Consider the following 25,725-nt stretch of genomic DNA (forward strand, 5'->3'; position numbering starts at 1 on the left):
CGGCTTGGAGCGTTCTTCTGAACTCCCCAAGCCGGGGCCAGTTACACATGCAGAACCGCATGCTCCTCCGATAGTACAATATAATCACCGATCACGCCGTCCTCAAAGGCAAGCTTGCGCGGCTGGCCGTTACCGAGCGGCGGCAGATCCTGATGGTATTTGTAGAAAATAAGCCGGGACCGCATGCCTTCCTGCGTCAGCTCAAGCCGCAGCTCCCCATCCGTCAGCTGGACAGCGGACACCACGCTCCCCGTTACTTTTGCCGTCAGCTCATCCCAGTTCTCTTCCTCAGGCTCCCCTGCCCAGCTGGATAACCACGGCCGGTGGCTCCCGTTATATCTCAGGTGGCATTCAATCACTCTCCCATCCAGCAGAATATATTGGCCCGATGCCCAGACGGCATACACAAGATACTGCCTAATGCCCTCCTTCTCCAGCAACAATCCGAAGAACCCGGGACCGCCCATGCCATAGGTTCCCAGATGGGCAGAGAATCCCACGGCCCTGCTGCCCAGCAGCGAGTCCGTGTCCATCTCCGCAAGGGTCCGGGGTCTGGCGGTCATCATCGCCTCGCCTTCTTCCGCCTCATAGTGGAAATCCCTGAACGCAGGTTCCTCCAACCAGCCCTTCGACTCCCACGCCTCCCGCTGCGCGGCCGGAACAATTATAGAGTATTTCTCAATCAGTCCCATCTTAAGCTCGCTCATTCCTTCATCCTGCTCCTCTCCTGTTAACAGACGTATACCCATTATTATAAACTAACTTTGGGCCTGGTGAATTTGCGCCTAAGTAGGAGTCTGCGCCAGCCTGCACTCCTCCACACCTGCCCATTGTAATCGGTTTTTCGATTACATTTGGCCTGCACTCCTCCACACCCGCCCATTGTAATCGGTTTTTCGATTACATTTGGCCCGCACACCCTCCGCCCGCCCAATGTGATCGGTTTTTCGATTACATTGGGCCCGCACACCCTCCGCCCGCCCAATGTGATCGGTTTTTCGATTACATTTGGCCCGCACACCCTCCGCCCGCCCAATGTGATCGGTTTTTCGATTACATTGGGCCCGCACACCCTCCGCCCGCCCATTGTAATCGGTTTTTCGATTACATTGGGCCACGGACCATCCTGCGAGCCGATTGTGTTCGGTTTTTCGCATACGTACCAGACAAACAGAAAGGAGGCCCCCAAGGACCTCCTCTCCATACATTCTATAACCGTTAGTCCATCACCGCACGGATCGCGGCAATCTCCCCGCGCCGCAAGGCCTCGGCATCTGCGCCGCGCAGCAAGCCGCCGGATACACTCCGTTCCTCGCCGCTGCGGAATTCCAGCTTCATCTGCTGGATAACCGCCTTGCTGTCGCCGAAGGTATCCGCATGACGCGGATTCACATAGGTCACTTCCGTGCTGCCCAGCAGCTTGAAGGAGACCTCTCCCTGCCCGTCGAACAGCCAGCCGGGAAGGGCCGGATGCAGCGCGAGGGTTAGTTCGCCATCCTCCATAGCGAAGAGGCTGCTGCCTGCCATCATCGTTCTCCACATGCTCAGGAACTCGGCCGTGGAGCCGCTCAGCCGCGCTACAAATCCCCGTCCGTGTGTATGCGGGTCAGGGTTGCCGCCCGTTGCGATGAACGAGGAATTCTCCAGCGTGCTGCGTCCGTAGACCTCAGGGTCAAGGAACGGAATCAGCGATGTTCTCAGCTCACTGTAGAATTCTTCATACAGCCCCGCCTTCAGCAGCTCAAGCAAGTATTTATAAGACATGTGCAGGAAGTTCGATTCCCGCTCCTGCCAGCCTGCGGTGAACGCCCGGATGCGGCCGATCTCATGCCCCTCTTCCTCCAGCGATACCGAAGTGCGGTACATTGAGGTGACCGGATCGAACAGCCCGCTCTGCTTCACCTTGCTGTATATGTCCTTGGCCGTCTCAAGATCATCTAGAGTTTTGAGCCAGCGGGTCGGACCTTCCAGGAAATACGGCAGCGCCGAAGCCTCGAATGCCTCTACGACGGCCTTCGGCAGTCCATAGCCGCTGATGACCGGCTCGCCGGCAGCATCCGTAACCGGCCGGAAGCGCGTAGCCTCGAAACGGAAATAGGTTGGCACCAGGCCGCCGCCCATCTCCACCGCACGCAATATCCCCTGATCCGTCTTGCGCAGCCACTGCTCCAGCATGCCGCGTATCACCGTAAGGGCAACATCACGGGTCTCGCCTGTAATCCCGAAGCGGATCTCCGCCCGGTAAGCCTCACGCGCCGAGGCAACGCGGTCCCAATACAGGAAATCAGCCAGCGAGCCGTCCAGCACCTCTGTTACAGCCTGGCCTACCTGTGTCAGCAGCCCCGCCATTTCCACTGGAAGCGCCACTGCGGAAGGAAGCCCGGCACTGTTCTCCAGCGCTTCCGCCATGAAGACCAGCATGCGCTTCAGCTCCAGCGTCTCGCTCATCCCCGAGCCGATCAGGCCCGGCAGCCCGTTCATTGCATCGTTCCAGCCCGGCTTGTTCGCCTCCATCTCCACACCCATACCGTACGGATCAAGCGTGGCGAATTTGTTCAGGGCAAGCGATAGCATTTTCACAAACAGACTGGTCCGGTAGATCTCCCCGTGCCCGCCTTGCGTGCGCAGCCACTCGGTGCCGGATGCCTTGCGCTTCAGCTTGTGCAGCTTCTCCTCGTCCTCCAGCAGAGCTCCGAACTGCCGCACCTTGCCGCCGCTGATCACATACTTCTCGCTGCGCGGCAGGACGTAGGCCGGAGAATCGTAGAACGCATACGTCTCATCCCCGAACAGCAGCTCCGCAAGGCGCTCAGGATAAATATCCAGATATCCTTCCACCAGGTCCAGGTTATACGTCCAGTGATCCGACCAGAACCCCTCGCCGAAGGCGGCTTCAATGTTCTGCTGCGACAACGCAAGCACCCCGCTGAGGAATTCCTGCTCGCTCAGGGTTAACGCAATCTGCTGATCGGCAATATAGTTAATCAGACTGCCTGCGGTGAAGCGTCCAGCCAAGAGCTGCGTAAGTCCCGCATGCTGCTCCGCAAGCGCCCCGGACAGCCAGGTCTTAAGCTGCTCTTCCGCACCCGGCAGAATCTCGAAGCTGGTGCCCTGTACACTGAGCGGATTGTAGCCGTCTGCCTGAATGAGGCTATAGAACATTTTGATATTGAAGCTGCCCACCTTGGGATGGAAAAAGACGTCGTTGCGGCGGTTCTGGTTCATATCGCGGAAGTTCCCGTTCCCCTGCGAATAATATTCGGGGGCCAGCGAGAAGAAGTTATAATCCCGTTCCATATCGCCATGCTTGCGGGAGTAGAGATGGACGACGAAGCCCTCTTCTCCATTGTCAAAGATAAACGGATACCCCCCGCGCAGGAAATTGTCGAGATAAGACTGGCGGCAATACGCGTCGAAGACCGGCGAGGATGTCCGGGTAGCGATATCGGCAGTTAACTCCTCGGTCAGCGCAGCGGCTTCAAGGGACTTGGCGGCAAAATACTCCTCACGGCACAGCTCCGCCGTCCGTTCATTAATCCGGGCAATATCATTCACATGCCCGATGATGGTATTCAGCTTCAGCGAAGCCCCCGGAGCCAGGGTCCGGGCTGTGCCGCTGAAGCCGCACGGCACCTTGTTGACCGGATATTGCGCCTGTGCCAGCAGTTCTGCCAGCGGATGCGCCGCAAAGCGGTCGGGATAGGTCAGTGAAGTATTCCCGCCAAAGATCACCTCATAGTCTACCAGCGGGCGGAGCAGCTCCCCTTCCGCTGTGGAGGAGAGATAGAAATGCCCGCTCTCGATCTTACCGATTTCGGCATCGTCATTCGTGCCGGAGCGCAGCTTGTAGAACGGGATTCCGTTTTCCAGGTTGAACACATCCATCCAGCTGCGGAGCAGGTTCCCCATCTCCTTATAGTTGCCGTTCTCCACCCCGAACGGAAGTACCTCCGGCAGACCGTCCAGCAGTTCCAGCTCAAGTTCGGCTCCGCCGATGTTCTCAATCTCCACCTGGCGGACCAGCGCGGCATAATCATCGCCCGGAAGGTTGAAGTAGTGGACCGTTGTCTTCAGTCCATGTCCGGGATGCGTCTCCTCAATGGTTAATCCGTTGGGCAGAATGGTCATGATCCGCTTGGCTTCAGGGTCCGGGCGGGCCGATTGGAACGGTTCATAGATCTCTGCTGCCCCCTTCAGCTTGATGAAGGTACGGAAGCCGGTCGATGTTACATTCTTGTAGGAGATATTGGCCGGCGAGAACTCCATGATCGGCGAGTTTTTGTCCCGCACGCCGAAGCTGCTGATCCCTTGGCCGCGGTTCACATAGAACGTCCACATCGGGATTCCCTTCAGTCCGGCCAGGCCGGGCAGGAAGCTGGCGAACGGCTTACCTTCGTGGAACTGCTCAATAATAAATTTCCCTGAATCAAAAGTATAATGGCTCATCTTTACTCCTCCTAAAATATCTATGAATACTTATGTGCCTCCGCTTCATCGATCTGCTATAGCAACCAATGCTTAAGTGCGGAGCTTGCTTATGGGATTTAACTTGCAGGGCAATTGCATTACATACAACAGAAGGTGCTATTCTCTGCCCCGTACACCATTCTGTTGTATTTCGTACACCAGATTTCCAGGTTACAGCCCAAAAACGCCCCTTCCGCCACATTCTGCTGTACAAAGTACATTAGATTACTCATTTCGGCATAATCAGCGTTCATCTAGTGTACAAAGTACAACAGTTCATACAGCCACAGGAAGGGATTGCTCGTAGATTCAAAGATGCGAGTGTGGTGAGCGGCGCAGGTAAGAAGTGCACAGGTAAGTGACACAGGTGCGATGTGATAGCACTGGTGCTATACACTGGTGCAGCCACCGCTCCCACCCTCCACTCCTCCTTTTCACAAGCCCGCAGGCCTAAGCCTGTGTAATCACATGGGTCGCAATAGAGTGCGCAGGCAGCGTGCATTCGGCGGTTTCAGCGCCCAGTCCCAGCGTCAGCGTACGGGCTTCCCCGCCTTCGTTCATCAGCACCACAGCAAGGCTGCCATCCGGATTGCGGAACGCTGCCGACAGCACCTCTGCCGCTGCCGAGTCCAGGCCGATCCGCACCGCACCCGGAGCAATAAATTTGCTGAAATGCCCGATGTAGTAATACGAGCTGTTGTAGTGGACCTCGTCCGTAGCTGTATCCGCAATCACCGGAGCATCGCAGAGATTGCCCACATGGTTCGGCCCGCCCGTCTCATCCAGCACCAGATTCCAATCCAGATAGCCTTCGGTCCAGGCATTCAGATCACCGATCATATTGCGGCCGTAGCGCTCGCCCGTGAACCATTCGCCTAGACGCACGCCACCCTCCTGGCAGCCTTCCGTGAAGAGAATATGCTTATCCGGGAAAAGCTCATGCACCTGCTCCACCTTCCCGAACTCCTCGCCGCCGTACCAGTGGATACCGGTCCCCCAGACATACTTGGCAGCCTCCGGGTCCGACAGAATCGGGGTCACGCGCTCAACCATAATGTCGCGGTTATGATCCCAGATCACGATGTTCACATCGTCCATTCCGGCTTCGTGCATCACGGGGCCGAGGTGGTTTTTGACAAAATCACGCTCTTCCTCAGCACTATACACACAGGAATCCCAGGTCTGCACCGCTGCCGGCTCATTCTGCACAGAGACCGCCCAGACCGGAACGCCTTCCTTGCGGTAAGCCTCGATGAATTTGGTGTAATACCGAGCCCAGACCTGCGCATACTCCGGCTTCAGTGAGCCGCCGTTGTTCATCTCTCCGTTGGTCTTCATCCAGGCAGGCGGGCTCCACGGGGAGGCCAGCATGGTGAACGGTCCGCCCCGCACCTCCATGGCATCCTTAATCAGCGGCAGAACCCACTTATGATCACGCGAGATATCGAAGGTCTTAAGCTCCGTATCCCCATCCTCCACATACGTATAATTACCGAGTGCGAAGTCGCAGCTATGGATATGCACACGGCCCATACTGTAATTCAGCCCGTCCACCGGGTCGAAATACCGCCGGATGACCTCTGTGCGCTTCGCCGGACTCATCCGGGACAAGGTATACGCCGCTGCTTCTGTGAATGCGCCGCCAAAACCAATAATGGTCTGATACGCCTGCTCCGGCCGCAGCACGATATCTGCTTTTGCCGCGGCGCCCTCTGCACTAAACTGAATGCCTTCCTTGGGACTCAGGCGATCCCCTGTATCTTTGGCGGTCACTACTGTTTGTACTGTTGTCATGTTCATCGCTCCTTTATTATTTTGGCCAAGCGGCATCAGGGACGAAAGAAATCGAAACCGGTTTCGATTTTGCCGAAAAAAAAGGTATTCCTGAATGAACGCATCTTCATCACATGCGCGGCGGTGCGCAGGAATCCCTCACGATAATCTCTACAGGCAGCACAAGTGCTTCCTGAGCCGTACCTGGACCGTTCATAGATGCCAGCAGCAGCTCCGCCGCCCGGGTCCCCAGAAGTTCGGTGTTCTGGCGCACAGTGGTCAGCGCAGGCGTGACGTATCCGGCAAGCTCAATGTCGTCATAGCCCATCACCGAGACATCCTCCGGTACCGCAAGCCCCTGATCCTTAGCCGCCATCACCGCACCCAAGGCCAGCAAGTCACCCGAAGCAAAAACAGCCGTCGGCCGCTCAGGCAGCGCCAGCAGACGCTTCATTGCACCATAACCATTCTCCAGCGCGTAGAAGGCTCCCTCTGCCACATATTCATCCGGCACCTCAAGTCCCTGCTGCTCCATCGCCGTTCTGTACCCCAGCTCCCGCTGCTGTCCCGGATAGGTGTTCCCGCCTCCCGAGATGTGGGCAATCCGGCGGTGTCCAAGACTGACCAGATACTCCACAGCCTGCAGGGCACCGGTCATGTTATCCGAGCAGACGGTATGCGACAGCTCTGTCTCGAAATCGAGCACCACGGTCGGAATATCACTCTCCAGCAGCTCCCGGAAATACGGGTCATCGTAATCGGATAGGAATACTACCACCCCGTCGACGCCACGAATCCGGCAGTTCTCCAGATATCCGCTCTGTTTGCCGCCGACATCCTTCGAGATGAACATGAGGGCATAGCCCTTGGCTACGGCAACCTGCTTGAAGCTCTCAATCACTGCGCTGAAAAAAGGATGGCGGATCCCCGCCCCCGTATTCTCCACAAACAGCACACCGATGGTCCAGGATTTCTTGGTCGTCAGTGTACGTGCATGCGCATTGGGAAGATACCCCATCTCCCGGGCGGTACGCAGAATCTCCTCACGCGTCTTCTCCCGCACATCGGAATAGTTATTGAATGCCTTGGACACTGTGGTTGGCGAGTAGCCGGTCCTTTTGGCAATATCGTATATTGTGGTCATTTCCGGTTCACTCCCGCAGCTCAATGAAAGCCCTTTTATGTTCACTGACATTCTAACTTCTTTCGGCACGGCCGTCCAGCATAAAATATCCTTGGACCTCAGGCAGCAGCGTCACAGTCTGAATCAGCAGCCCAGTTCACCCTCCGATAAATCCGCATGATGTGCCTGCCTGTGTGAATGTCTGCGGTTTACGCTATACTAGTATCAATTAGGACAACTACTGAATCATTTATCATTCACAATACAGAAGGGATTGGACGGTTGCGGCTTAAGGCTGCTTCTGCCAAGTACACTTATGACTGAGACGACAGCTCTACCTCCATCCAAAAAATGCGCGTACTGCCACCAGCTTAAGCCGCTCGCTGAATTCCGCAGGCGCACAGGCAAGCGCGCCAAGGGCTTGTCCCGGCGCGGAGCCTGCCGGGAATGCCGCAAGCTCCGCGAGGCCGAGGCTTCCTTGCCGCCGGTGAGGGCAAGCCTAGAGCCTGCCCTGCCGGAGCGCCAGGCCGGACCGGCCGCTGGCTCCGGGGCAGCTGTGCCCGGGAAGGCACAGCCGCCCATGGCCCAGCCACGGCATGCCGCCCGGCCGGAACGTACCCGGGACGCCAGAGGCAGCGCGGGCGCGGCCGGCCTTAAGGGCAAGCCACGGCCACGGCATGCCGCCGAGACCGGGCGCAGCCTTCCACAGCAGCGCGGGCCGAAGCCCGATCCGCAGGATGCCTCTGCCCTGATCCCTTCGGCCAAGGGCATGATTCTCATGCGCGGACACAGCGATAAAGGCCGCCGCTGGCATCAGGAGATCGACCTTGAGCTTGCCGTGACGCTGGTCAAGGAGCATGCGGCCGTCGTCGTGAACCGGCGTACGATCCGCCGCTTGTACAGCAACAAGGACTTCCGCGTCTATATTTTGACGAGGGACCGCTATACCTGTTATTTCTGCGGCCAATACGGGGATACCATCGACCATCTGCTTCCCCGCGCCAAGGGCGGGCATACTACGCCGGATAACTGCGTCTGCGCCTGCAATTTATGCAATCAGACGAAGGCCGACCAGTCGGTGGAGCAATTCATGAGCCGGTAATGTTCTTGACCCGTCCAACCTGGCCGTCCGAGAGCCGCACCTTGATCCCGTGCGGATGGCGGGGCGAGTTGGTCAGGATGTCTTTCACTGTGCCGTGCGTGAGCTTGCCGGTCGCCTGATCCTGCTTCAGCACGATGTCTACTTGAATGCCGGGGCGGATATCCGCTCTTACTTGTCCGTTCATAATACACTCTCCTTCCGTTAATATTTGCGTAATATATCGTCTACTTACTCTTACAGATAAGGATGAATAGCCATGGCTTTTGGAATCAACCGGGCGGAATTAACCCGCTGGAAACAGGCCGTCTCCGCAGGGGAAATTGCATTCCTGACCCATTACTGGATCGATAAACGCTACCCTGAGATCACAACAGTCACCAAGGTGGGCTGCAGCGATCTGCCCCGCCTGCGGGAGTGGTGCAGGAAGCACGGTCTCCCGGCGCGGTATATTCATAACCGCCAGCCGTTCCCCCACTTCGACCTCATGGGCCCGAAGCAGGCAGAGATTCTCCGGCAGGAGGGCCTATGGGAGCACCTGGAACGTTTCCGCATGCTCTGAATTCAACGACAGACTGCGGAGCGCCTGTGACCGGTCGGTTATTTCGGGTTCCGCAGATCCTTCATAATCCGGCGGCCGGTCGGGGTCTGGGCCAGCCCGCCTCCGGCCGTCTCCCGGTGCTTCTCAGGCATCGCAGAGCCGACCTCCAGCATAACCTTAATCACTTCATCGGACGGAATCACGCTGCGGACGCCGGCCAAGGCCATATCCGCCGCTGCAAGCGCCGTAACGGCACCGAAGCCGTTGCGGACAATGCATGGAATCTCCACGAGTCCGCCTACCGGATCACAGATCAGCCCCAGTGTATTTTTGAGCGCGAGACCTACCGCATGTACAGCCTGTGCCGGAGTCCCGCCGCGCATCTCGGTCAACGCTCCTGCGGCCATGCCGATCGCTGAACCCACCTCGGCCTGACAGCCGCCCTCCGCACCCGATACAAAAGAATTATTAGCAATAACATACCCTATTGCTCCGGCCGCGAACAAACCGGAAACCATATAGTCATCGTCCCAGCCGAAGCGCTCCTGACAGCTCAGGAACACACCGGGGATAATTCCGCACGAGCCGGCAGTCGGTGTCGCAATAATCCGGCCCATAGAGGCGTTCACTTCAGAGACGGCAAGGGCATACGCCATCGCCTGGCCTGCCGGCCCCCCGAGACAAGGCTCTTCCGCTGCATTATAGGCGGCCACCCGCTGGGCATCCAGGCCTGTCAGGCCGCTGCGTGAGGTGGTGTCTTCGGTCATGCCGCGCTGCACCGCTTCCTTCATCACCCCGTAATACTCGCGCATGGTGGCGAACTCCTGCTCCTTGGAACGGCCGGATTCGGCGCTCTGCTCCTCAAGCATCAGAGCGCCGATCCCAAGCTCCCGCTCCCCGCATAGTACAGCCAGCTGGCTGAGTGTTTGAAAATTCATGTTGTGATGTCCTTCCCCTTCTGTGTCTGTTCTTGTCTATTGCCGTTCAAATCGACTACCTTGACGCTCTTCACTGCCGGAAGCGCCCGCAGCTTCTCCAGCAGCTCCGCCGTGGCTGACTCATCCAGCTCCAGCACCGTCAAGGCCGCCCCGCTGCGGTTCTTCCGGTCGAGTGACATATGTCCAATATTGAACTGTCCCTCCCGCATGACATCCGTAACACTGGCCAGCACACCCAGATAATCCATATGCTGAATCAGTACCGTCGGGTACATGCCGGTCAGCTTCACACTGAAGCCGTCAATATCCACAATCTCAATATTGCCACCGCCGATGGATGTGCCGGTAAGGGTCATCTCCGTCCCGCTCTCCCTGCCTGTAAGACGCAGACGGACCGTATTGGGATGGGGAAACAGCCCCGTTCCCTGACCGAAGGAGATACTCATCCCGGCTTCGGCCGCAAGCTCAATGGAATCCGGCAGCCGGTGGTCGTCCGTGGCGAAGTCAAGCAGCCCCCCGGCGATCGCCCGGTCTGTCCCGTGTCCCTGATAAGTCGCGGCAAAAGAACCGAAGAACGTAACCTCGGCCTCTCCCGGCAGCTCGCCAAGCACCTGCCTTGCCGCCCGTCCGATCCGCGCGGCTCCCGCTGTATGAGAACTGGAAGGCCCGACCATGGCCGGACCTATAATTGAGAATACATCTTTAAATCTCATAGTTCTGGTCTCCCGCTATCTAAATTCGGCCATGTACAGCGAATGATGTATTGATGTACATCTGTTCATTATACAGCACCTATATATTATACTGCGTCCGCACCAAAGCTACACTATTACATGAATTGTGATCTATTATCCGCTGTTCTTTTATTTTGAGAAAAGCAATAGCCCGTCCCGCTCCTGCCAGCCGATACCTGTCCAGAAGCTGCGGCCAAGGGCATTATCTTCGATCACCATGAGATGGCATTTCGTTATGCCTGCTTCCCTAAGTTCCGCAAGGCAACGCCTCACCAGCTCACGGCCTGTACCGCTTCCCCGGCTGCCACTGTCGACTGCCACATGATACATATAGCCTCTGCGTCCGTCATGCCCGCACATTGCTGTGCCCATAAGGGTGCCGTCCTCCTTCACGCACACCTGGCTGATCCCCGGATTCCGCTCCAGATAACGGATAATATGCTCACGCGAGTCGGCTTCACTGAGACCCATTCCGTCCGTATTCTCCCATAACCGGTAAGCCGCCTCGTAATCGTCCCCTGTCATTGCTCTATATATCATGCATTCTCCCCCATTTCTATGTTAATGACTCCGCTTCACGCCGCACGCTTTTCTGGGCGCATGCATACCCATATACGGAAGAGATGAGCCAGCAAGGAGGAGTAACCCCCGATCAACCCTGTGTATGACTATTCGTCCACCAAAGGCGCTATCGTCTCCTTCACCCGTTCTCTCGCCTTGTCCCTCGCCGCCAGCGGCATCCGCGTCAACAGCGTAGCTCCCGGTCCGGTCTGGACGCCCTGATTCCTGCCAGCTTCTCTGCGGAGGAGGTCAGTGTCTTCGGCACAGAGATTCCGTTCAAGCGTGCGGCACAGCCTTACGAACTGGCAGGAGCCTATGTGTACCTGGCCAGCGGCGATGCTTCTTATGTAACCCGCACCTGCATTCATGTTAACGGCGGGGACATGGTTGCCAGTTGATCTATGTCCAGGCTTCAGCCGGTCACTCCGGCCGTGTTCATCCCCCACCCCGAAAGGATGTATAGCGATGAATCAACACAACGATTTCAACCTGCCTTCTGTCCGCCTGAATGCGGGCATGTACGCTCTAGCTAAGCTGTCGGCCGCCGGATTGACCTTCATCCTGCTCTCCCTGTTCATGCTGATCCATGGCTATGAGAACGGAATTCCGTCCGGCTGGCCGGTATCGGTGCCTTATGCCATCTACGCCTACGGCCTGCCGGCTGCCATCCTGGCCGATGCGCTGCTGCGCATGTTCCGCTCCACCTCGCTCAGCCCGGCGCTGGCCCTGTACGCCATTGCCGGCTATGGCGCCGGCCTGTGGCTCGCTGCGGAGCAGGGCGGCGACGCCCTCGTCTCCGGCCTTACCGGACTCGCAATCCTGCTGCTGTTCCGCATCGCCCAGATCGCGGGCGAACGCTTCCCGATCCTGCTTCCCTTCTTCGCCCTGTTCATTCCGCTGGTCTATCTGGTTCTATTCTGACCTGGACGGTTTCAGGGGAGGCGGGGTACTGGGCTGGAGAGCGGGTAAGGCTCGGATAGCCGGAGGGCTGGTATACCAGCTAGGGCTGTAACATTGAGTAGGCTGGTATCCAGGCTAACGGAGTAAAGTAACCTCTAAATTTATAGGTTGGCTCAGTAAGAGGACACCACAGACTATTGTGTTCGGTTTTTCGCATACGTTGGGCCCGATGACCTCGCGCGGGCAAATTGTGTTCGGTTTTTCGCATACGTTGGGTTCGATGACCTCGCGCGGGCAAATTGTGTTCGGTTTTTCGCATACGTTGGGTTCGATGACCTTCCTCAAGCATAGCGTGTTAACGCCTATCCTCCGGCGCATCGCGCGCTATTGTATGCCCGCAGCAAACAATTGGAGAAATGTGTCTTAATTCATCCGTTTCTGCCGATTACACGCAAGCAGGTGGAAAAACTACAACTAATAGAGTTAGTACCGCCGCCTGGGGTGAAATGTGCCAAATTAATTGTCGTTTATCCAACTAACGTCCCGCCAGCGCTCATCCGCTCATCAGCAGATGGACAAAATCCACCTATTATCCGCTAAAGCAGACAGCGGACTAATATAAACTTTGACCTCGAAGCAGGGCCGTGCGCCAGAGCGAGCACGAGCTTGAATTTGTTAAAGGGATGTTGGTTGGAGACATCAAGCTGGTGCTTACACTTACAGCGCTTCGATAATATCACCGGCGATCAGGGCGGCAGGATGGTCCCGCTTCCGGGCGGCGCGTTCTCCGGCCAGCCCATGCAAATATACTCCGAATGCTGCGGCCTGATCCGCTTCCAGACCCTGGGCCAGCAGACCGGAGATGATGCCCGTCAGCACATCTCCCGCACCGCCGGTTCCCATACCGGGATGCCCGGTGATGTTAATATAGGCCTGCCCTTCAGGCGTTGCTATTACGGTATGGGCTCCTTTGAGTACAAGGATTACCCCATGCTGAACTGCGTAAGACAATGCCAGCCCGATCCGGTCCCGCTGCACCTCTGCTGCAGATATCCCCGCCAGACGGGCCATCTCGCCTGGATGAGGAGTCAGAATAACCGGATGTCGGCGGCTCCAGCTCCGGTAATCGGCATCTGCCAGTATATTCAGCGCATCCGCATCGATAACCATAGGACCCTCCGTCTCCTCCCACAGTCTGCGGAGCCACTCCGTATCTCCTTCGAACCGGCCCAGGCCGGGGCCGATGGCTGTACAATCGCGGCTGGTGCTCAGCCGCAGCACTTCAGCGGTTGTACCTGCGTTCCACTCCCCGTCACCTCCGGTGACCGGGGCCAGCATCAGCTCCGGTACAGAACCGATCACATAGGGCAGCAGCTTCTCCGGCAGCGCCCAGGTTACCAGCCCGCAGCCTGCACGTAGTGCAGCGCGGGCAGACAACAGACCTGCGCCGCTCATGCGCAGGCTTCCTGCTGCAAGCAGGACATGCCCGTAGGTGCCCTTGTGGCCCTCGGGCGAACGGCGGCGCGCCAGGTCAACCTTCAGGCGCGCCGTCAGTACTTCCGGCGTCAGCAGGCTGACTCGGACGCCGCCCTCCCGGGCAAGGGCAGCGGGTATGCCGATGGAGCGGACCACGACCCGCCCGGCGGCCTCTGCGCCGGGATATTGCAGCAGCCCCCGCTTCAGGAACGCGAGGCAGACGGTCACTGACGCATGAATGCAGGGCTCATGCGTCTCCCCCGTGTCCGCATCCAGCCCGCTGGGGATGTCCGCGGACACAATGGCTCTGCCGCTGGCGTTCGCAGCGGCAATCAGCTCCGCATAGGCACCGCGCGGCGCTCCCGCGCTGCCTGTGCCGAGCAGCGCATCCACGATGCCGCTGCATGCGGCAAGGTCCAGGGCGTCCCTGCCGTAGACTACGGCAGGAATGCCCATGGCTGCAGCGGCATCACGCTGCAGCGCGGCTTCACCGGCCAGCGACTCCGGCGCGGCCGCGTACACCAGCGTGACGGCGATGCCCGCCTCACGCAGGTGCCGGGCGGCGGCGAGGCCATCGCCGCCGTTGTTGCCCTTGCCGGCGAGGACGAGCCAATGCTCTCCGCCGGCACCGGCAAGCGTCAGCGCTGCATCTACGCTGACGGAGAAGCCCGCAGCGCCGAAGCCTGGCGCCCTACGCCCGCTTGACGCATCTGCTGTGCCACCGGTTGCTCCCGTTCCGCTACTCCACACTCCATCTCCAACCGTGTCGAACCCATCATTCTGTGCACCATCAACAATCGCTCCCGTTCCGTCCAACCGCATTCCACCTCCTGGTATTACCGCTCCGCTACTCCGCACTCCACCTCCAGCGGCACTGAACCCGTCACTCCATGCACCATCAACACTCACTCCCGCTCCCGCCCCAGCCACGCCTGCCCCGTTCCACCGTGCTTCATTACTCCCCGCTTGACCATCAACTGCACCCGCTCCAGTACTCAGTGCTTCACCACCAGCCGATCTTGTTCCACCACGCTGCACTTCGCTACCCAGCACTCCCGCTTTAATGCTCCACACTCCGCCACCAACCGCTCCCGCACCAGCGCACCACGCCCCGCCGCCAGCCACACCAGCTACGCCTGCCCGGCGGCGGCATAGGCCGATGACCTCCTCGGCAATGGCCCGTCCGGCATTTTCCATCAGAGCGATGGCCGGGATGCCCAGCCGCTCAATCGTGTCGCGGTCAAGTTCCCGCATCTCCTCCGCTGTCACTACATCCATGGGTCCAGACCTCCTTCATAGTTGCTTCGATTGTACTAAGTCCCGTTTCAGCAAGCAAATAACCAAGGCAGCCCATGGCGGCCAATCAGTGACGAGTAACAATCTGCTTAAACAGCAAAAAGTCCTCCCGCTACGAAGAGGACCTCTATGTTAGATAGGTAATGACCCCCACTATGTAGTCCTGAGGATCAAATAAGCATAGTTGCATTTCATACACCTAAAAACACTAAAAGCAAAGCCCGCCTCTTCTAGCTGTAGTTTGTACAACTAAATCTGCCCGATTGGGGAGAATCCCGGCACATAGGGATTTTTAAATGTACAAACTACAACTAAACGCATAATTCTTGTAAAATCAGGCGTTTTAGTTGTACAGAATGCGATTAAACCTGCCGCTGCCTTTGTCCTTTCCTCCTCTTCCTCGCCCGCATCCTCCTCCGTGCACACGCACACGCGCACCCCAAGCACTGCGCGCAACTCCTCACCTTGCGATCTGCACAATCGCCCCATCAATACCCTACAGTAAACCTGGCTCTGCTGAAATTCCCTTCCTCCAGCTCATCGATGACCGCCACGGCGAAATCCTGGATGCTGATGCTGCTCCGGCCGTCTTCATCTACAATCAGCCGGTCGAGGCCGATACGGAACTGGCCGGTGCGGCGCCCGTCTACCAGAGCGGCAGGCGGACTAAGATACGTATAGTCCAGCTCCGACCCTCTATAGATCTCATAGGCATTGGCATGAGCCGAAGCCAGCGCTCGGTAGTCCTCCGGGAATCCGGCGGTGTCCATCAGCCATTCTCCCGATTCCGTCTTCAGGCTTCCCGCTCCGCCGACAATGATCAGACGCTCAAGTCCGGCCGCCCGCATCCCTTCCAGCAATGAATCCGCTACCCGCAGCAGATCATTCTCATGCCCCGCCGCCGGACCGAACGCACTGATTACCTCTTCATGCCCGCGTACCGCTGCCGTTACCGAGGCCGGGTCCAGCAGATCAGCAGCCACTACCTGCAGCCGCTCATGCTGAAGGCCGAAGGCTTCCGGTCTGCGTACCGCAGCCGTGACCTCGTGTTTTCTTTTTAACGCTTCCTGAACGATGGCACTTCCAACTCTGCCCGATGCTCCAAATACTACAATATCCATTCTCCCGCTGCCTCACTTTCCTAATCTGCTTTCCTTTATCATTACACGAATTTACTCTATTTATCGCCGCAGGAACATTCCCTGTGAAGCAGGCATTACCGGCGCGAACCCGTACTTGGCATACAGCTTGGCCGCTTCCCCGTCAGCAATGAGACTGATATACGCCTTCTCCGGGACACTGTCCAGGAATGCGCGGATTTCCCGCATGATGCTTTTTCCAAGACCCTGTCCCTGGAAGGAAGGCTTCACAGCAATATCTGTGACCTGAAAAAAACATCCCCCGTCCCCAATAACCCTGCCCATGCCCACCAGTTGCTCCCCCGCATACACCGTCACGGCAAAAGCGGAGTTAGGCAGTCCGGCGGACGCCCCCTCTATGCTCATCGGACTAAGCCCGGCTTCCAGCCGCAGCGCCAGATAATCCTCAACTGAGGGCAGCTCCTGCCGGATCTCCGGCTGTACTGAATTGGTCATAATTCTCCTCCTGTCATGCAATCTACACGCAGCCCCGCTGCCATACTGATACCAATATATATGTATTTGTTCAAAATTGAAACGCCCCGCCTCCTCCGGCGTACAATAACTCAAAGCACAGCACTTGCTCTCTAGCGGGTGGCAGGTTATTCTTACCCCGTGTCCTTGGGTAAACTGTGGATAGACAAGCAACACTATTATTGTGGAAGGTTGGTGAAGTAATTATGTCTCCTACAGGGAAACTGTTTAAATGGGGAACTTTCGCTTATGAGGCTTTTCTGGCGCTGCCGATTATCGGGGGAAGCTTTGTTGTCGCAAATGCCTGGGCGCCGCTCGGGATCGCTTTTCTGCTGCATGCCGTAGCCATAATCATTCTGCTGAGAGAGCGCGGTCCGATTATCGGGAATGCCGTGGGCGTGGTCACCTCGGTGGTTGCCTTGATTCCTTTTGTCGGCTGGGTGATGCATGCCATTACCGCTATCATTCTGCTTGTAGAAGGGCTGAGCGGATCACGGCGCAATCCGCGTTACTGACAGTCAAACCTAAAAGACCTTCGATTGGTTCCCCAATGGAAGGTCTTTCTGCATTATCCCCGTCCTCCAGTACGGGTATCGGTCCGCCGGCTTCCGGTCTCTCCACTACCGCGTGAATTTGCTGTGCTGTTCTCGAAACGTTTGCGCTCCGTGCGCTCCATCTGTACGATTTGGCCTTCATGCACTACGATGTGCAAGGAGCCGAATTCCATATCGTCGAGCAGTTCCGTTATCCGCGCAAGCCATACCTCATCCACCTTCAGTGGTTTAGCCATTCGCAAGCCTCCCTTTCCCGGTTAGGGAAGTAACTTCACCCAAATTCCGTTATTACCACCTTGTATACTATGAATTAACTTAGCACGGCTCCCAATAGCTGTCAATGAGCATTTTTGCGTACAAGTACGCTTTTTACAATCATCGTCACCAGTGCCAGCAGGAGCAGCAGAGAAGCCACCGCGAAGGATGCCGAAAACTGATATTCGTTGTACAAAATTTCGACATGCAGCGGCAGCGTATTCGTCTCCCCGCGGATATGCCCGGACACCACCGAGACGGCCCCGAACTCGCCCATGGCCCGTGCATTACAGAGAATAATGCCGTAGAGCAGGCCCCACTTAATATTCGGCAGCGTTACGCGCCAGAAGATCTGCCACCCGTGCGCACCGAGCGTAATCGCAGCCTCCTCCTCCTGTGTGCCCTGCTCCTCCATCAGCGGAATCAGCTCGCGGGCTACGAACGGGAACGTGATAAACAGCGTAGCCAGCACGATGCCCGGCAGGGCGAAGACGATTTTGATATCATGGTCGCTTAACCAGGGGCCGAACCAGCCGTGCGAGCCGAAGACCAGAATGAAGATCAGCCCGCCAATCACCGGTGATACCGCAAAGGGCAGATCGATGAGCGTAATCAGAAAGCCCTTGCCGCGAAAACGGAACTTGGTCACCGCCCACGCCGCCGTTACCCCAAAGATCGTATTCAGCGGAACCGTAATCGCGGCCACCAGCAGCGTCAGCTTCAGCGCCGAGGCGGCGTCCGGGTCGGTCAATGCTGCCCAGTAGACATCCAGCCCCCGCTTCAGCGACTCCACCAGCACAATGATCAGCGGCAGCGCAATCAGCCAGAGCAGGACCAGCCCGGCCAGGGAGATGAGCACCCATTTCACCGCCTGTGACTCCGTCGTAGAAGGCGATGACGCGCCTGTACGCGGCCCGGGGACATGCAGGGGAACCGTACCGGCCATATTTATTCCTCCTAAAGTTTTGTTAGTATATGCATCATGAATCCGCTCCGGACAAAACTCGCCGCCTTTAACGCGAGCTCCTCCGCGCCCAGTGCTGAAGGCTGTTGATGACCAGCAGCATCAGGAAGGAGAGCAGCAGCAGAATCAACGCCACGGCAGTGGCTCCGGCGTAATCGAACTGCTCCAGCTTGGACATGATCAGCAGCGGGGCGATCTCTGTGCGCATCGGCATATTGCCGGAGATGAACACGACAGAGCCGTACTCGCCGATGCCCCGGGCGAACGCCAGGGCGAAGCCCGTAAGCAGCGGAGGGAGCAGCTCCGGCAGGACAATCCGCAGGAAGGTGCGCCCCCGGCCTGCCCCCAGCGTAGCGGCGGCTTCCTCCATGTCCCGCTCCAGATCCTCCAGCACCGGCTGCACCGTGCGGACGACAAAGGGAATGCCGATGAACATCAGCGCCAGCGTAATGCCCAGCGGAGTGAAGGCTACCTTGAAGCCCAGCGGCATCAGCAGGGAGCCGATCCAGCCGTTCTGGGAATAGAGGGCGGTCAGCGATACGCCTGCCACGGCTGTCGGGAGCGCGAACGGCAGGTCGATCAGGGCGTCGAAGATTCTTTTACCGGGGAATTCATACCGCACCAGCACCCAGGCCAACAGCAGTCCCAGAAAAACATTGATCAGGGCCGCAGCACCCGCCGTACTTAGACTGACACGGTAGGAGGCCAGGACGCGGGCATCCGTAGCCACATCCCAGAACTTCGTCCAGCTCAGCCCCGTTGAATTGAAGAGCAGCGCGGACAGCGGCAGCAGGACCACAAGGCTCAGATAGAGTACGCTGAACCCCATCGTAATCCCGAACCCAGGCAGCAGCCTGCGCCGTACCGTCCTTGCAGCAGCTTTGGTCATGACACTCATCTGCCCATTCATCCTTTCCTGCCTTCGGCATATGGCCGATCAGCCTCTGGCGGAATCCCGCCTGTCAGTATGTTCTTGCCGCTTCTGCAGCAACGTTCACGAACTCTGTTGTCAGCTGCCCGGTACGTAAATTTTGTCGAAAATCCCGCCGTCATTGAAGTGCTTCGCCTGGGTCTCCTTCCAGGTTCCGAATTTCTCCGCCAGGGTAAACAGCTTGATCTCCGGGAATTGATCCTTGAACTCAGCCTTCACGCTATCCAGCGTCGGACGGTAATAGTTCTCGGCAGCAATCTTCTGGCCTTCCTCGGTGTAGAGATATTTCAAATAGGCGTCTGCTGCCTCGCGGGTTCCTCTTTTATCGACTACTTTATCTACCACAGCAACCGGCGGCTCTGCCAAAATACTCTCTGAAGGGTTCACAATCTCGAATTTGTCTGGACCCAGCTCCTTGATGGACAGATAGGCCTCATTCTCCCAGGCAATCAGCACATCCCCGATGCCGCGTTCCACGAAGGTAGTGGTGGAGCCGCGCGCTCCGGTATCCAGGACAGGTACATTCTTGAACAGCTTTTGCACGAATTCCTGGGCCTTGGCTTCATCATTATTATTGTGGTCCAGCGCATAGCCCCAGGCAGCCAGATAGTTCCAGCGGGCACCGCCGGAGGTCTTGGGGTTAGGGGTGATGACCTCTACGCCCTCCTTCAGCAGATCGGGCCAGTCCTTGATGCCTTTCGGGTTGCCTTTGCGGACCAGGAAGACGATGGTGGAGGTATACGGGGAGCTGTTATGCTCATATTTACTCTGCCAGTCCGCACCGATCAGCCCGGCTTCCTGAAGGGCATCAATGTCATATCCAAGTGCAAGCGTAACGACATCTGCCTCCAGGCCATCCAGCACAGCCCGGCTCTGCTTGCCCGATCCGCCATGTGATTGCTTGACTGTTACCTTCTGGCCGGTCTCCTGCTCCCAATAGGCGGCGAAGGCCTTGTTGTAGTTCTCATATAACTCACGCGTTGGATCGTAGGATACATTCAGCAGCTCGATGGGCTCTTTAGCCTGTGTCTGGGTGGCTTCCGGTGCTGAAGACGCATTCGCCGCCGCTTCTGTCACGGCCGGGGCCGCTGTTCCTGCACCCGCACTGTTTCCTGTGTTACTGTTCCCGCAAGCTGTAAGCCCTGCCGTCAATATCAATGCAAACCCGGCGAGAAGCCCCTTCTTGATCCCTTGTGTCATCCTTAGTCCACTCCCCCATAATAGTCTTGTAACAAGCAATAGACGCAGGAAAGCCCGCTTGCGGCAAGTCAAACCGGTCTTATAGACACGTATCTGCGAGCCTGAAGCAGGCGTTCCTCCGTCTGTACGGTAAGAACTTATTTGATTATTCCTACCCATTTAGTAGGTTATACAGATATAATACTGAACGCTTCCCGCGCTGTCAAACCTTTTTTTCAATTTGAATGAAAGACTACGATCGACGGGAGGCGGGCAGGAAGTGGCGTCCGTTCCTGTAAGCTCCACTTGTTATTGCTGCCCCAAAGTAATATCATTGCTTACATCTAATAGAGTGAAATAGAGTGAAATAGAGTGAAAAAAGCACCGGGGGAAATAATCATGGGAATGGATTTGGAGTATGGCCCCGCGCCGCAAGGACCGCGGCTGCACAGGCGCGTACTCAAAGAACTGGGCAGACGCATTCTGGAAACGTACAGGTATGATACTACTATATGGAGGACTGCGCTCAGCGGCCCTTGGACACTATGTATTCTTGCTTTTTCTATAGTTATTATGGGTATTCCTACCGGACTCGGAAGCGCAGCGGATATTATGCTGGCAGTTGGCGCCGGAACGCTTGTTATGGCGCTGGCCAGCAATCTGCTGGCTGTGCTGCTCTCCCTTACCGGACTCCGCTGTCCGCATCTGTTCGCGGGCTCTTTGCTCAGCACCTATGGGACTGTATTGCTAATCTTGTATTTTTCCGATTTGGAGCTTGAAGCAGCAGCCGTAATTGCCTGTATCGCAACCTTAGCCTGCGGCATAGGGGGACTTGCGGCCGGCCTGCTGCGGACCCGGAGAATGCTCAGCGGCAGTCTGCTGGCTGCGGCGCTCCTCCTCTCCCCGTTCGCACTGGCCTATGGCACTGGATCGGGAAGCAGCCCGGTACCTGTACCCCCGCTTCAGAGTCTGGCGGCGGACGGACAGGTGCCTCACTTACTTGCAGATGATCCCGCCCAGCCGGGAGGCTATACGTTCCACAGCTTCACCTATGGCAGCGGCAAGGATCTGCAGCGCAAGGCGTATGGCAAGGATGTCCTGCTAACCTCTGCTTCCGTGGATGCTACAGGGTATATCTCTTCCTGGCCTGTGCTGCGGACCCTGTTCTGGGGCTTCGATCCCGCTTCCCTCCCGCTGAATGCCAGAGTATGGATGCCGGACGGGGACGGGCCGTACCCGCTGGTGCTCATGGTGCATGGCAACCATATGATGGAGGACTTCTCCGAGGGCGGCTACGCTTATCTTGGTGAATTACTGGCCAGCCGGGGCTTCATCGCGGTCACCCTGGATGAGAATTTCCTGAATTATTCAGCCTGGTCGGGTATTCCGGACAACGATTTCAAGGCGCGGACCTGGATGATTCTGAAGCATCTGCAGCAGATCGGCAGCTTCGCGGAGCAGCCTGGCAACCCCTTTTACCAGAAGGTTGATTACGATTCTGTTGCGCTGCTCGGCCACAGCCGCGGCGGCCAGGCAGTAGCCATGGCTGCGGATGCATCGCTCTGGTTCAGCAGTGATCCGGCTCTGAACGCTATTCAGCAGTTTCATATTACTTCAGTCATTGCTCTAGCTCCTACGGATAAAATGATCGACAGCAAGCAGGCCCGCCTAACGGATGTGAGCTATCTGACGCTGCAGGGCGCCCGTGACGGCGATGTGCATGATTTCTACGGGGACCGGCAATATATGCGTTCTTCGTACACCGGCAATACCCCCGGCTTCAAAAGCTCGCTCTACATTGCCGACGCCAACCACAGCCAGTTCAATACAGACTGGGGGCTGTATGACCAGACGCTGCCGACCGGTCTGTTCCTGAAGCGTTCCCGGATCATGGACGGGGAGGAGCAGCGGAGAATTGCCAAGGTCTATGTGTCCGCCTTCCTGGAGACCACGCTGCACGGGAGGAGCGAGTACCGGCAATTGTTCCGCGATTACCGCAGCGGTGCCAGCTGGCTGCCGGATACCGCCTACTATAACCGCTTCCAGAGCGGGAGCTATATTACGGTGGCGGACTATGATGAAGACCGCAACAGAGGCATCGTTCAAGGCGGGACCGTCTCAACTACCGGGCTTCAATGGAGCGAAGAGGCCGCGAAGGACCGCGAGCGGAACAGTAAGCCCTCTTACGGTATTCTGCTGGAGCGCAGCGCAAGCCCGGATCAGGAGCCTGCGGCCGCCGAGGCCGCTTACAGCATTAGGCTCAGTGACACGCTGACTCAGACGCTTGCGGAATCTCCTGCCGTAGAGGGACTGACCTTCTCCCTGGCGAACCATAATTCCGATCCTAACGAGGACGGCGATTCCGGGCCGTTGCCGGAAGCTGAGCTCTCCCCCGATGTGGAGGTGGAGCTGACGGACAGCAACGACACCGCCGCAAGAATCCCCCTGGACGAGGTGATGGATATTCTGCCCCTGCCGCAGACGGAATTCACGCTTAGCCCATGGCTGGAGGAGCGGATCAGTGACGGCAAATTCAGCAACCTCTCGGAGGCCGTCTACCAGACGTACAAGCTGCCCTTCGAGCTGTTCCTTGAGGAAGAGCCGGAGCTTGATCCGGACAGTCTGAAGGGTATCACCTTTTATCTACAAGGCTCAGAAGACAAGATTATGCTGGACGACATTGGCTTCTATGAGCGGGAGGAGCCGCTGACAGGCGTGTATTAACCGGACATCATTCTATCTATAAAAAGCCCAAATAGCCCCCTGCCCGCCATACTCCGGCGTTCAGGGGGCTTTGCTGTTCCTGCACAAAGATACTTGTCCAGGTTAATCCAGGGCTACAAGGCAGACAGGGGCCGTCACTTCCAGCTCATTGCCGGTAGGAATCAGCCGCCCGGTCTCAGCGTCTATGCGGAAGGAGGCAATATTGCCGCTGTTCTGGTTAGCGGCGAGCAGCATGCCGCCGATCAGAGCGAAATTGCGCGGTGTCCGGCCGCCGGAGATCACCCAGTCCTCCGCTTCCAGCAGACCTGTAGCATTATCGATGTGGAATAGTGCGATGCTGTCATGTCCACGGTTGGATACGTAGAGGTAGCGCCCGCATGGCGATACATGAATATCAGCAGCCGTATCATCACTTCCCGCCGTATAATGCTCCGGAAGGCAACTGATACTCTGCAGGAGCTTCAGATTACCCTGAGGCTCATCATTAGCGAACACGGTTACGGTATTATTCAGTTCATTGACCAGATAGATCCATTGCCGTGAAGGATGCACTGCCAGATGGCGCGGTCCTGAGCCTGGAGGAAGATTCACCTCCCGGTGAGTGACCAGCTTCCCTTCCTCCACTCGGTAGAACACGATCTGGTCAAGACCAAGATCACAGACCAGCACATGCTCACCTGTCTTGTCCGGAATCACCGAATGGGGATGGGGCGCCTCTTGACGGTCACTGCGGATTCCCGAGCCTTCATGCTTCACCTGGGAAGACATCTCCTGCAAGGACCCGTCCGGGTTCAGCGGGAACACATTGACGTTGCCCCCCGTATAGTTTGACACGGCTATGTAATCTCCCTGCGGAGCCACCGAGACATAACAAGGTGCGCCGCCTCCGGTCGCTCTGCTGCCCAGCGGATGCAGGGCTTTGCTGCCGGGTTCAATCGCATAGGCATGAATCTCACCCTCATCCTGCTCGCTCACGGCATATAATGCAGTCTGCGCCGCATTGACCGCCAGATAGGAGGGATTATGGGTCCCCCGGGTACCGCCCATAAGCCTCATTTCTCCGGTCTCCTTATCCAGCGCACCGAGCAGGATGGCCTCTTTCTCCTTACTGTTGTACGTTCCAATATAGAATAATACTTCATTAGGCTGGTGCATGGCTGCGGCTCCTTTTTGTTCTAAAGTATATAATCTTATATAACCTGTACAGCCCTATTCTTACTCAGCAGGTCCTCCATTTAATTCACTATAACATCTTTATGTACCCACCTCATTATTAGGGTTAAACAGCATAAATTTGGACAGACTGGAATACTAAATAAATGTGTGCCGGCAAAATTTAACACTGGTTTAAACGCTGAGCATGAGGTTAATAGTAACCATCGAAGACAACAAACACAAAAGGAGCTGAAAGTAAATGAGTTTACTATGGATGTTGATTGTTGGTGGCGTAATAGGTTGGCTGGCCGGGTTGATTATGGGCCGGGACATTCCGGGCGGAGTTATTGGCAATATTATCGCTGGTATTCTCGGTTCATGGCTGGGCGGCATGCTGCTGGGAAGCTGGGGACCTAAGGTCAGCGACTTCTATGTCTTCCCATCACTGATCGGTGCTGTAATTCTGATCTTTATCGTTAGCCTGATCCTGCGTTCGGTTGGCGGACGTAGCCGTTCTTAAGCTCTATGGCAGCATTCTTACCTGAAGCTGCTGAACTATACTTCGCAAGCAGACCCGCCGGGGGTTAGACCCCAGGCGGGTTTGCTGTGTTTGCTCATTCTGAAATCCGTTCATTATCTGCTATAATGAAGACAATAGTGACCGAAATCACAGAGAGGACAGTGAATTATGGGTAACATCAACCCCTCGCTTCTGCATGTGGGCTCCACGCTGGGGGCCGTATTCATGGCGCTGATGGTGATTTTTATCCGCATGAAGGCCAGTGCCCGCCCGGTAACCATCCGCAAAATATGGATTCCGCCGCTAGGCATGTCCACCGGCTTCGCCATGTTCGTAGTACCGGAAGTGCGCTTCCCCTGGTGGTGGGCGGCCGCAGCTTTCCTGGTCGGCTGGTTTATTTTTGCCTATCCGCTAATCCGCAGTACACGGTTCGAAGAACGTGAAGGGCTGATCTATGCCCAGCGCTCCAAGAGCTTCGCGTTCATTCTGCTTGGACTGCTGCTGGTCCGCACCCTGCTCCATGAGTTCATCAACCGGTATGTATCCGTTCCGCAGTCCGGCGGATTATTCTTCATTCTGGCCTTTGGCATGATCCTCCACTGGAGACTGTTCATGTATAAGCACTATACCGGAATGTTGCCTGCCGAGCCGCAGATTCCGCAGCCCCGGGTCTAGGGAGAAGCGGGTTAAGACATTCATTTCATCAAGTGGAAACGGCTTTGCCGTCCTTTTAAAGGACGGTACCGTTTCAGCGAGAAATAGAAGGATAATTTAACGTGTGAAACATATACATTCTTATATTTGTACAAGGGGGGGTGTCCCCGGCAGCCTTAGCGATGACTGCCGGAGGCACCCTTTCCTTCTGCCTTCCCAAACGCCCATCAGCTGCATATTATAGTTCATAAGAACCCATAAGAACCCT

At 57.0% G+C, this 25,725-nt stretch carries 23 protein-coding genes and 1 pseudogene; 8 read left to right on the forward strand and 16 right to left on the reverse strand.

Annotation, left to right across the window (positions count from 1 at the left end):
- Positions 1-41 precede the first annotated feature (41 nt).
- The 4 genes from MKX63_RS02040 to MKX63_RS02055 all read right to left on the reverse strand — a co-directional run bounded on the left by MKX63_RS02040 (position 42) and on the right by MKX63_RS02055 (position 7,384).
- Complete coding sequence (locus tag MKX63_RS02040) at positions 42-749, reverse strand: hypothetical protein (protein WP_341014932.1); 708 nt, start codon at positions 747-749, stop codon at positions 42-44.
- A 469-nt stretch (positions 750-1,218) separates the two neighbouring features.
- A complete protein-coding gene (locus tag MKX63_RS02045; protein WP_341014934.1) occupies positions 1,219-4,446 on the reverse strand; it encodes a cellobiose phosphorylase in 3,228 nt (1,075 codons plus the stop codon).
- A 471-nt stretch (positions 4,447-4,917) separates the two neighbouring features.
- On the reverse strand, positions 4,918-6,261 hold the full coding sequence (locus MKX63_RS02050; RefSeq protein WP_341014936.1) for a glycoside hydrolase family 30 protein: 1,344 nt from the start codon (positions 6,259-6,261) through the stop codon (positions 4,918-4,920).
- Between the two features lie 109 nt (positions 6,262-6,370).
- Positions 6,371-7,384: a LacI family DNA-binding transcriptional regulator gene (locus tag MKX63_RS02055; protein WP_341014939.1), complete on the reverse strand. Its 1,014-nt coding sequence runs from the start codon at positions 7,382-7,384 to the stop codon at positions 6,371-6,373.
- A gap of 295 nt (positions 7,385-7,679) precedes the next feature.
- Here MKX63_RS02055 and MKX63_RS02060 point away from each other — a divergent pair, with 295 nt between their 5' ends.
- A complete protein-coding gene (locus MKX63_RS02060) occupies positions 7,680-8,465 on the forward strand; it encodes an HNH endonuclease (protein WP_341014940.1) in 786 nt (261 codons plus the stop codon).
- On the opposite strand, the gene MKX63_RS02065 is transcribed toward MKX63_RS02060, so the two are convergent.
- Positions 8,452-8,649: a YwbE family protein gene (locus MKX63_RS02065; protein ID WP_036732721.1), complete on the reverse strand. Its 198-nt coding sequence runs from the start codon at positions 8,647-8,649 to the stop codon at positions 8,452-8,454. The two genes, MKX63_RS02060 and MKX63_RS02065, sit on opposite strands and share 14 nt — an antisense overlap.
- A gap of 72 nt (positions 8,650-8,721) precedes the next feature.
- Here MKX63_RS02065 and MKX63_RS02070 point away from each other — a divergent pair, with 72 nt between their 5' ends.
- Entirely contained in the window at positions 8,722-9,024 is a 303-nt protein-coding gene (locus MKX63_RS02070; protein WP_209877347.1) for a hypothetical protein, read from the forward strand.
- Positions 9,025-9,062: 38 nt separating this feature from the next.
- Here MKX63_RS02070 and sdaAA read toward each other — a convergent pair whose 3' ends face one another.
- The 3 genes from sdaAA to MKX63_RS02085 all read right to left on the reverse strand — a co-directional run bounded on the left by sdaAA (position 9,063) and on the right by MKX63_RS02085 (position 11,215).
- Positions 9,063-9,941: an L-serine ammonia-lyase, iron-sulfur-dependent, subunit alpha gene (gene sdaAA, locus MKX63_RS02075; protein ID WP_341014942.1), complete on the reverse strand. Its 879-nt coding sequence runs from the start codon at positions 9,939-9,941 to the stop codon at positions 9,063-9,065.
- On the reverse strand, positions 9,938-10,654 hold the full coding sequence (gene sdaAB / locus MKX63_RS02080) for an L-serine ammonia-lyase, iron-sulfur-dependent subunit beta (protein WP_341014944.1): 717 nt from the start codon (positions 10,652-10,654) through the stop codon (positions 9,938-9,940). Before sdaAB ends, sdaAA begins: the two co-directional genes overlap by 4 nt.
- A gap of 150 nt (positions 10,655-10,804) precedes the next feature.
- The gene (locus MKX63_RS02085) at positions 10,805-11,215 is read right to left on the reverse strand and encodes a GNAT family N-acetyltransferase (protein ID WP_341014945.1); all 411 of its coding nucleotides are present in this window, start codon (positions 11,213-11,215) and stop codon (positions 10,805-10,807) included.
- A 126-nt stretch (positions 11,216-11,341) separates the two neighbouring features.
- Here MKX63_RS02085 and MKX63_RS02090 point away from each other — a divergent pair.
- A pseudogene (locus MKX63_RS02090) lies at positions 11,342-11,634 on the forward strand (SDR family oxidoreductase); the annotation flags it as partial.
- A 67-nt stretch (positions 11,635-11,701) separates the two neighbouring features.
- Positions 11,702-12,157 (forward strand): hypothetical protein, encoded by a 456-nt coding sequence (locus tag MKX63_RS02095; RefSeq protein ID WP_341014947.1) that lies wholly within the window; start codon positions 11,702-11,704, stop codon positions 12,155-12,157.
- A gap of 696 nt (positions 12,158-12,853) precedes the next feature.
- Here the strand turns inward: MKX63_RS02095 and MKX63_RS02100 are convergent.
- From MKX63_RS02100 to MKX63_RS02110, 3 genes are all read right to left on the reverse strand, one after another.
- Positions 12,854-14,890 (reverse strand): NAD(P)H-hydrate dehydratase, encoded by a 2,037-nt coding sequence (locus MKX63_RS02100; protein WP_341014949.1) that lies wholly within the window; start codon positions 14,888-14,890, stop codon positions 12,854-12,856.
- 506 nt (positions 14,891-15,396) lie between these two features.
- Positions 15,397-16,029 carry an NAD(P)-dependent oxidoreductase gene (locus tag MKX63_RS02105; RefSeq protein WP_341014951.1) on the reverse strand — a complete coding sequence of 211 codons (633 nt, stop codon included), beginning with the start codon at positions 16,027-16,029 and terminating at the stop codon, positions 15,397-15,399.
- A 60-nt stretch (positions 16,030-16,089) separates the two neighbouring features.
- Positions 16,090-16,503, reverse strand: a complete 414-nt coding sequence (locus MKX63_RS02110; RefSeq protein WP_341014953.1) for a GNAT family N-acetyltransferase — start codon at positions 16,501-16,503, stop codon at positions 16,090-16,092.
- A gap of 224 nt (positions 16,504-16,727) precedes the next feature.
- Between MKX63_RS02110 and MKX63_RS02115 the strand changes: the two genes are divergently transcribed.
- Positions 16,728-17,036: a hypothetical protein gene (locus MKX63_RS02115; RefSeq protein WP_036732747.1), complete on the forward strand. Its 309-nt coding sequence runs from the start codon at positions 16,728-16,730 to the stop codon at positions 17,034-17,036.
- A gap of 53 nt (positions 17,037-17,089) precedes the next feature.
- Here MKX63_RS02115 and MKX63_RS02120 read toward each other — a convergent pair whose 3' ends face one another.
- The 4 genes from MKX63_RS02120 to MKX63_RS02135 form a co-directional block, all read right to left on the reverse strand.
- Complete coding sequence (locus MKX63_RS02120; RefSeq protein ID WP_036702087.1) at positions 17,090-17,311, reverse strand: YezD family protein; 222 nt, start codon at positions 17,309-17,311, stop codon at positions 17,090-17,092.
- A gap of 101 nt (positions 17,312-17,412) precedes the next feature.
- Positions 17,413-18,276, reverse strand: a complete 864-nt coding sequence (gene cysW, locus MKX63_RS02125; protein WP_341014955.1) for a sulfate ABC transporter permease subunit CysW — start codon at positions 18,274-18,276, stop codon at positions 17,413-17,415.
- 67 nt (positions 18,277-18,343) lie between these two features.
- The gene (gene cysT / locus MKX63_RS02130; protein ID WP_341014957.1) at positions 18,344-19,192 is read right to left on the reverse strand and encodes a sulfate ABC transporter permease subunit CysT; all 849 of its coding nucleotides are present in this window, start codon (positions 19,190-19,192) and stop codon (positions 18,344-18,346) included.
- Positions 19,193-19,303: 111 nt separating this feature from the next.
- Entirely contained in the window at positions 19,304-20,425 is a 1,122-nt protein-coding gene (locus tag MKX63_RS02135) for a sulfate ABC transporter substrate-binding protein (protein WP_341014958.1), read from the reverse strand.
- A 378-nt stretch (positions 20,426-20,803) separates the two neighbouring features.
- Between MKX63_RS02135 and MKX63_RS02140 the strand changes: the two genes are divergently transcribed.
- Positions 20,804-23,128 (forward strand): alpha/beta hydrolase family protein, encoded by a 2,325-nt coding sequence (locus MKX63_RS02140; RefSeq protein WP_341014959.1) that lies wholly within the window; start codon positions 20,804-20,806, stop codon positions 23,126-23,128.
- 102 nt (positions 23,129-23,230) lie between these two features.
- On the opposite strand, the gene MKX63_RS02145 is transcribed toward MKX63_RS02140, so the two are convergent.
- A complete protein-coding gene (locus MKX63_RS02145) occupies positions 23,231-24,283 on the reverse strand; it encodes a lactonase family protein (RefSeq protein ID WP_341014960.1) in 1,053 nt (350 codons plus the stop codon).
- A 259-nt stretch (positions 24,284-24,542) separates the two neighbouring features.
- On the opposite strand from MKX63_RS02145, the gene MKX63_RS02150 reads away from it, so the two are divergent.
- Both MKX63_RS02150 and MKX63_RS02155 read left to right on the forward strand, forming a co-directional pair.
- Positions 24,543-24,803 carry a GlsB/YeaQ/YmgE family stress response membrane protein gene (locus MKX63_RS02150; protein ID WP_036702079.1) on the forward strand — a complete coding sequence of 87 codons (261 nt, stop codon included), beginning with the start codon at positions 24,543-24,545 and terminating at the stop codon, positions 24,801-24,803.
- Between the two features lie 168 nt (positions 24,804-24,971).
- Entirely contained in the window at positions 24,972-25,478 is a 507-nt protein-coding gene (locus MKX63_RS02155; RefSeq protein ID WP_036702077.1) for a CcdC family protein, read from the forward strand.
- Positions 25,479-25,725 lie beyond the last annotated feature (247 nt).

Origin of the sequence: Paenibacillus sp. FSL R7-0179, assembly GCF_038002265.1 — a bacterium.
Taxonomy (GTDB): domain Bacteria; phylum Bacillota; class Bacilli; order Paenibacillales; family Paenibacillaceae; genus Paenibacillus_AQ.

Excerpts from the sequence above, each read along its gene's own strand:
- MKX63_RS02040 (WP_341014932.1), bottom strand. The coding sequence starts at position 749 with ATGGGTATACGTCTGTTAACAGGAGAGGAGCAGGATGAAGGAATGAGC.
- MKX63_RS02045 (WP_341014934.1), bottom strand. The coding sequence starts at position 4,446 with ATGAGCCATTATACTTTTGATTCAGGGAAATTTATTATTGAGCAGTTC.
- MKX63_RS02050 (WP_341014936.1), bottom strand. The coding sequence starts at position 6,261 with ATGACAACAGTACAAACAGTAGTGACCGCCAAAGATACAGGGGATCGC.
- MKX63_RS02055 (WP_341014939.1), bottom strand. The coding sequence starts at position 7,384 with ATGACCACAATATACGATATTGCCAAAAGGACCGGCTACTCGCCAACC.
- MKX63_RS02060 (WP_341014940.1), top strand. The coding sequence starts at position 7,680 with ATGACTGAGACGACAGCTCTACCTCCATCCAAAAAATGCGCGTACTGC.
- MKX63_RS02065 (WP_036732721.1), bottom strand. The coding sequence starts at position 8,649 with ATGAACGGACAAGTAAGAGCGGATATCCGCCCCGGCATTCAAGTAGAC.
- MKX63_RS02070 (WP_209877347.1), top strand. The coding sequence starts at position 8,722 with ATGGCTTTTGGAATCAACCGGGCGGAATTAACCCGCTGGAAACAGGCC.
- sdaAA (WP_341014942.1), bottom strand. The coding sequence starts at position 9,941 with ATGAATTTTCAAACACTCAGCCAGCTGGCTGTACTATGCGGGGAGCGG.
- sdaAB (WP_341014944.1), bottom strand. The coding sequence starts at position 10,654 with ATGAGATTTAAAGATGTATTCTCAATTATAGGTCCGGCCATGGTCGGG.
- MKX63_RS02085 (WP_341014945.1), bottom strand. The coding sequence starts at position 11,215 with ATGATATATAGAGCAATGACAGGGGACGATTACGAGGCGGCTTACCGG.
- MKX63_RS02095 (WP_341014947.1), top strand. The coding sequence starts at position 11,702 with ATGAATCAACACAACGATTTCAACCTGCCTTCTGTCCGCCTGAATGCG.
- MKX63_RS02100 (WP_341014949.1), bottom strand. The coding sequence starts at position 14,890 with ATGGATGTAGTGACAGCGGAGGAGATGCGGGAACTTGACCGCGACACG.
- MKX63_RS02105 (WP_341014951.1), bottom strand. The coding sequence starts at position 16,029 with ATGGATATTGTAGTATTTGGAGCATCGGGCAGAGTTGGAAGTGCCATC.
- MKX63_RS02110 (WP_341014953.1), bottom strand. The coding sequence starts at position 16,503 with ATGACCAATTCAGTACAGCCGGAGATCCGGCAGGAGCTGCCCTCAGTT.
- MKX63_RS02115 (WP_036732747.1), top strand. The coding sequence starts at position 16,728 with ATGTCTCCTACAGGGAAACTGTTTAAATGGGGAACTTTCGCTTATGAG.
- MKX63_RS02120 (WP_036702087.1), bottom strand. The coding sequence starts at position 17,311 with ATGGCTAAACCACTGAAGGTGGATGAGGTATGGCTTGCGCGGATAACG.
- cysW (WP_341014955.1), bottom strand. The coding sequence starts at position 18,276 with ATGGCCGGTACGGTTCCCCTGCATGTCCCCGGGCCGCGTACAGGCGCG.
- cysT (WP_341014957.1), bottom strand. The coding sequence starts at position 19,192 with ATGAGTGTCATGACCAAAGCTGCTGCAAGGACGGTACGGCGCAGGCTG.
- MKX63_RS02135 (WP_341014958.1), bottom strand. The coding sequence starts at position 20,425 with ATGACACAAGGGATCAAGAAGGGGCTTCTCGCCGGGTTTGCATTGATA.
- MKX63_RS02140 (WP_341014959.1), top strand. The coding sequence starts at position 20,804 with ATGGGAATGGATTTGGAGTATGGCCCCGCGCCGCAAGGACCGCGGCTG.
- MKX63_RS02145 (WP_341014960.1), bottom strand. The coding sequence starts at position 24,283 with ATGCACCAGCCTAATGAAGTATTATTCTATATTGGAACGTACAACAGT.
- MKX63_RS02150 (WP_036702079.1), top strand. The coding sequence starts at position 24,543 with ATGAGTTTACTATGGATGTTGATTGTTGGTGGCGTAATAGGTTGGCTG.
- MKX63_RS02155 (WP_036702077.1), top strand. The coding sequence starts at position 24,972 with ATGGGTAACATCAACCCCTCGCTTCTGCATGTGGGCTCCACGCTGGGG.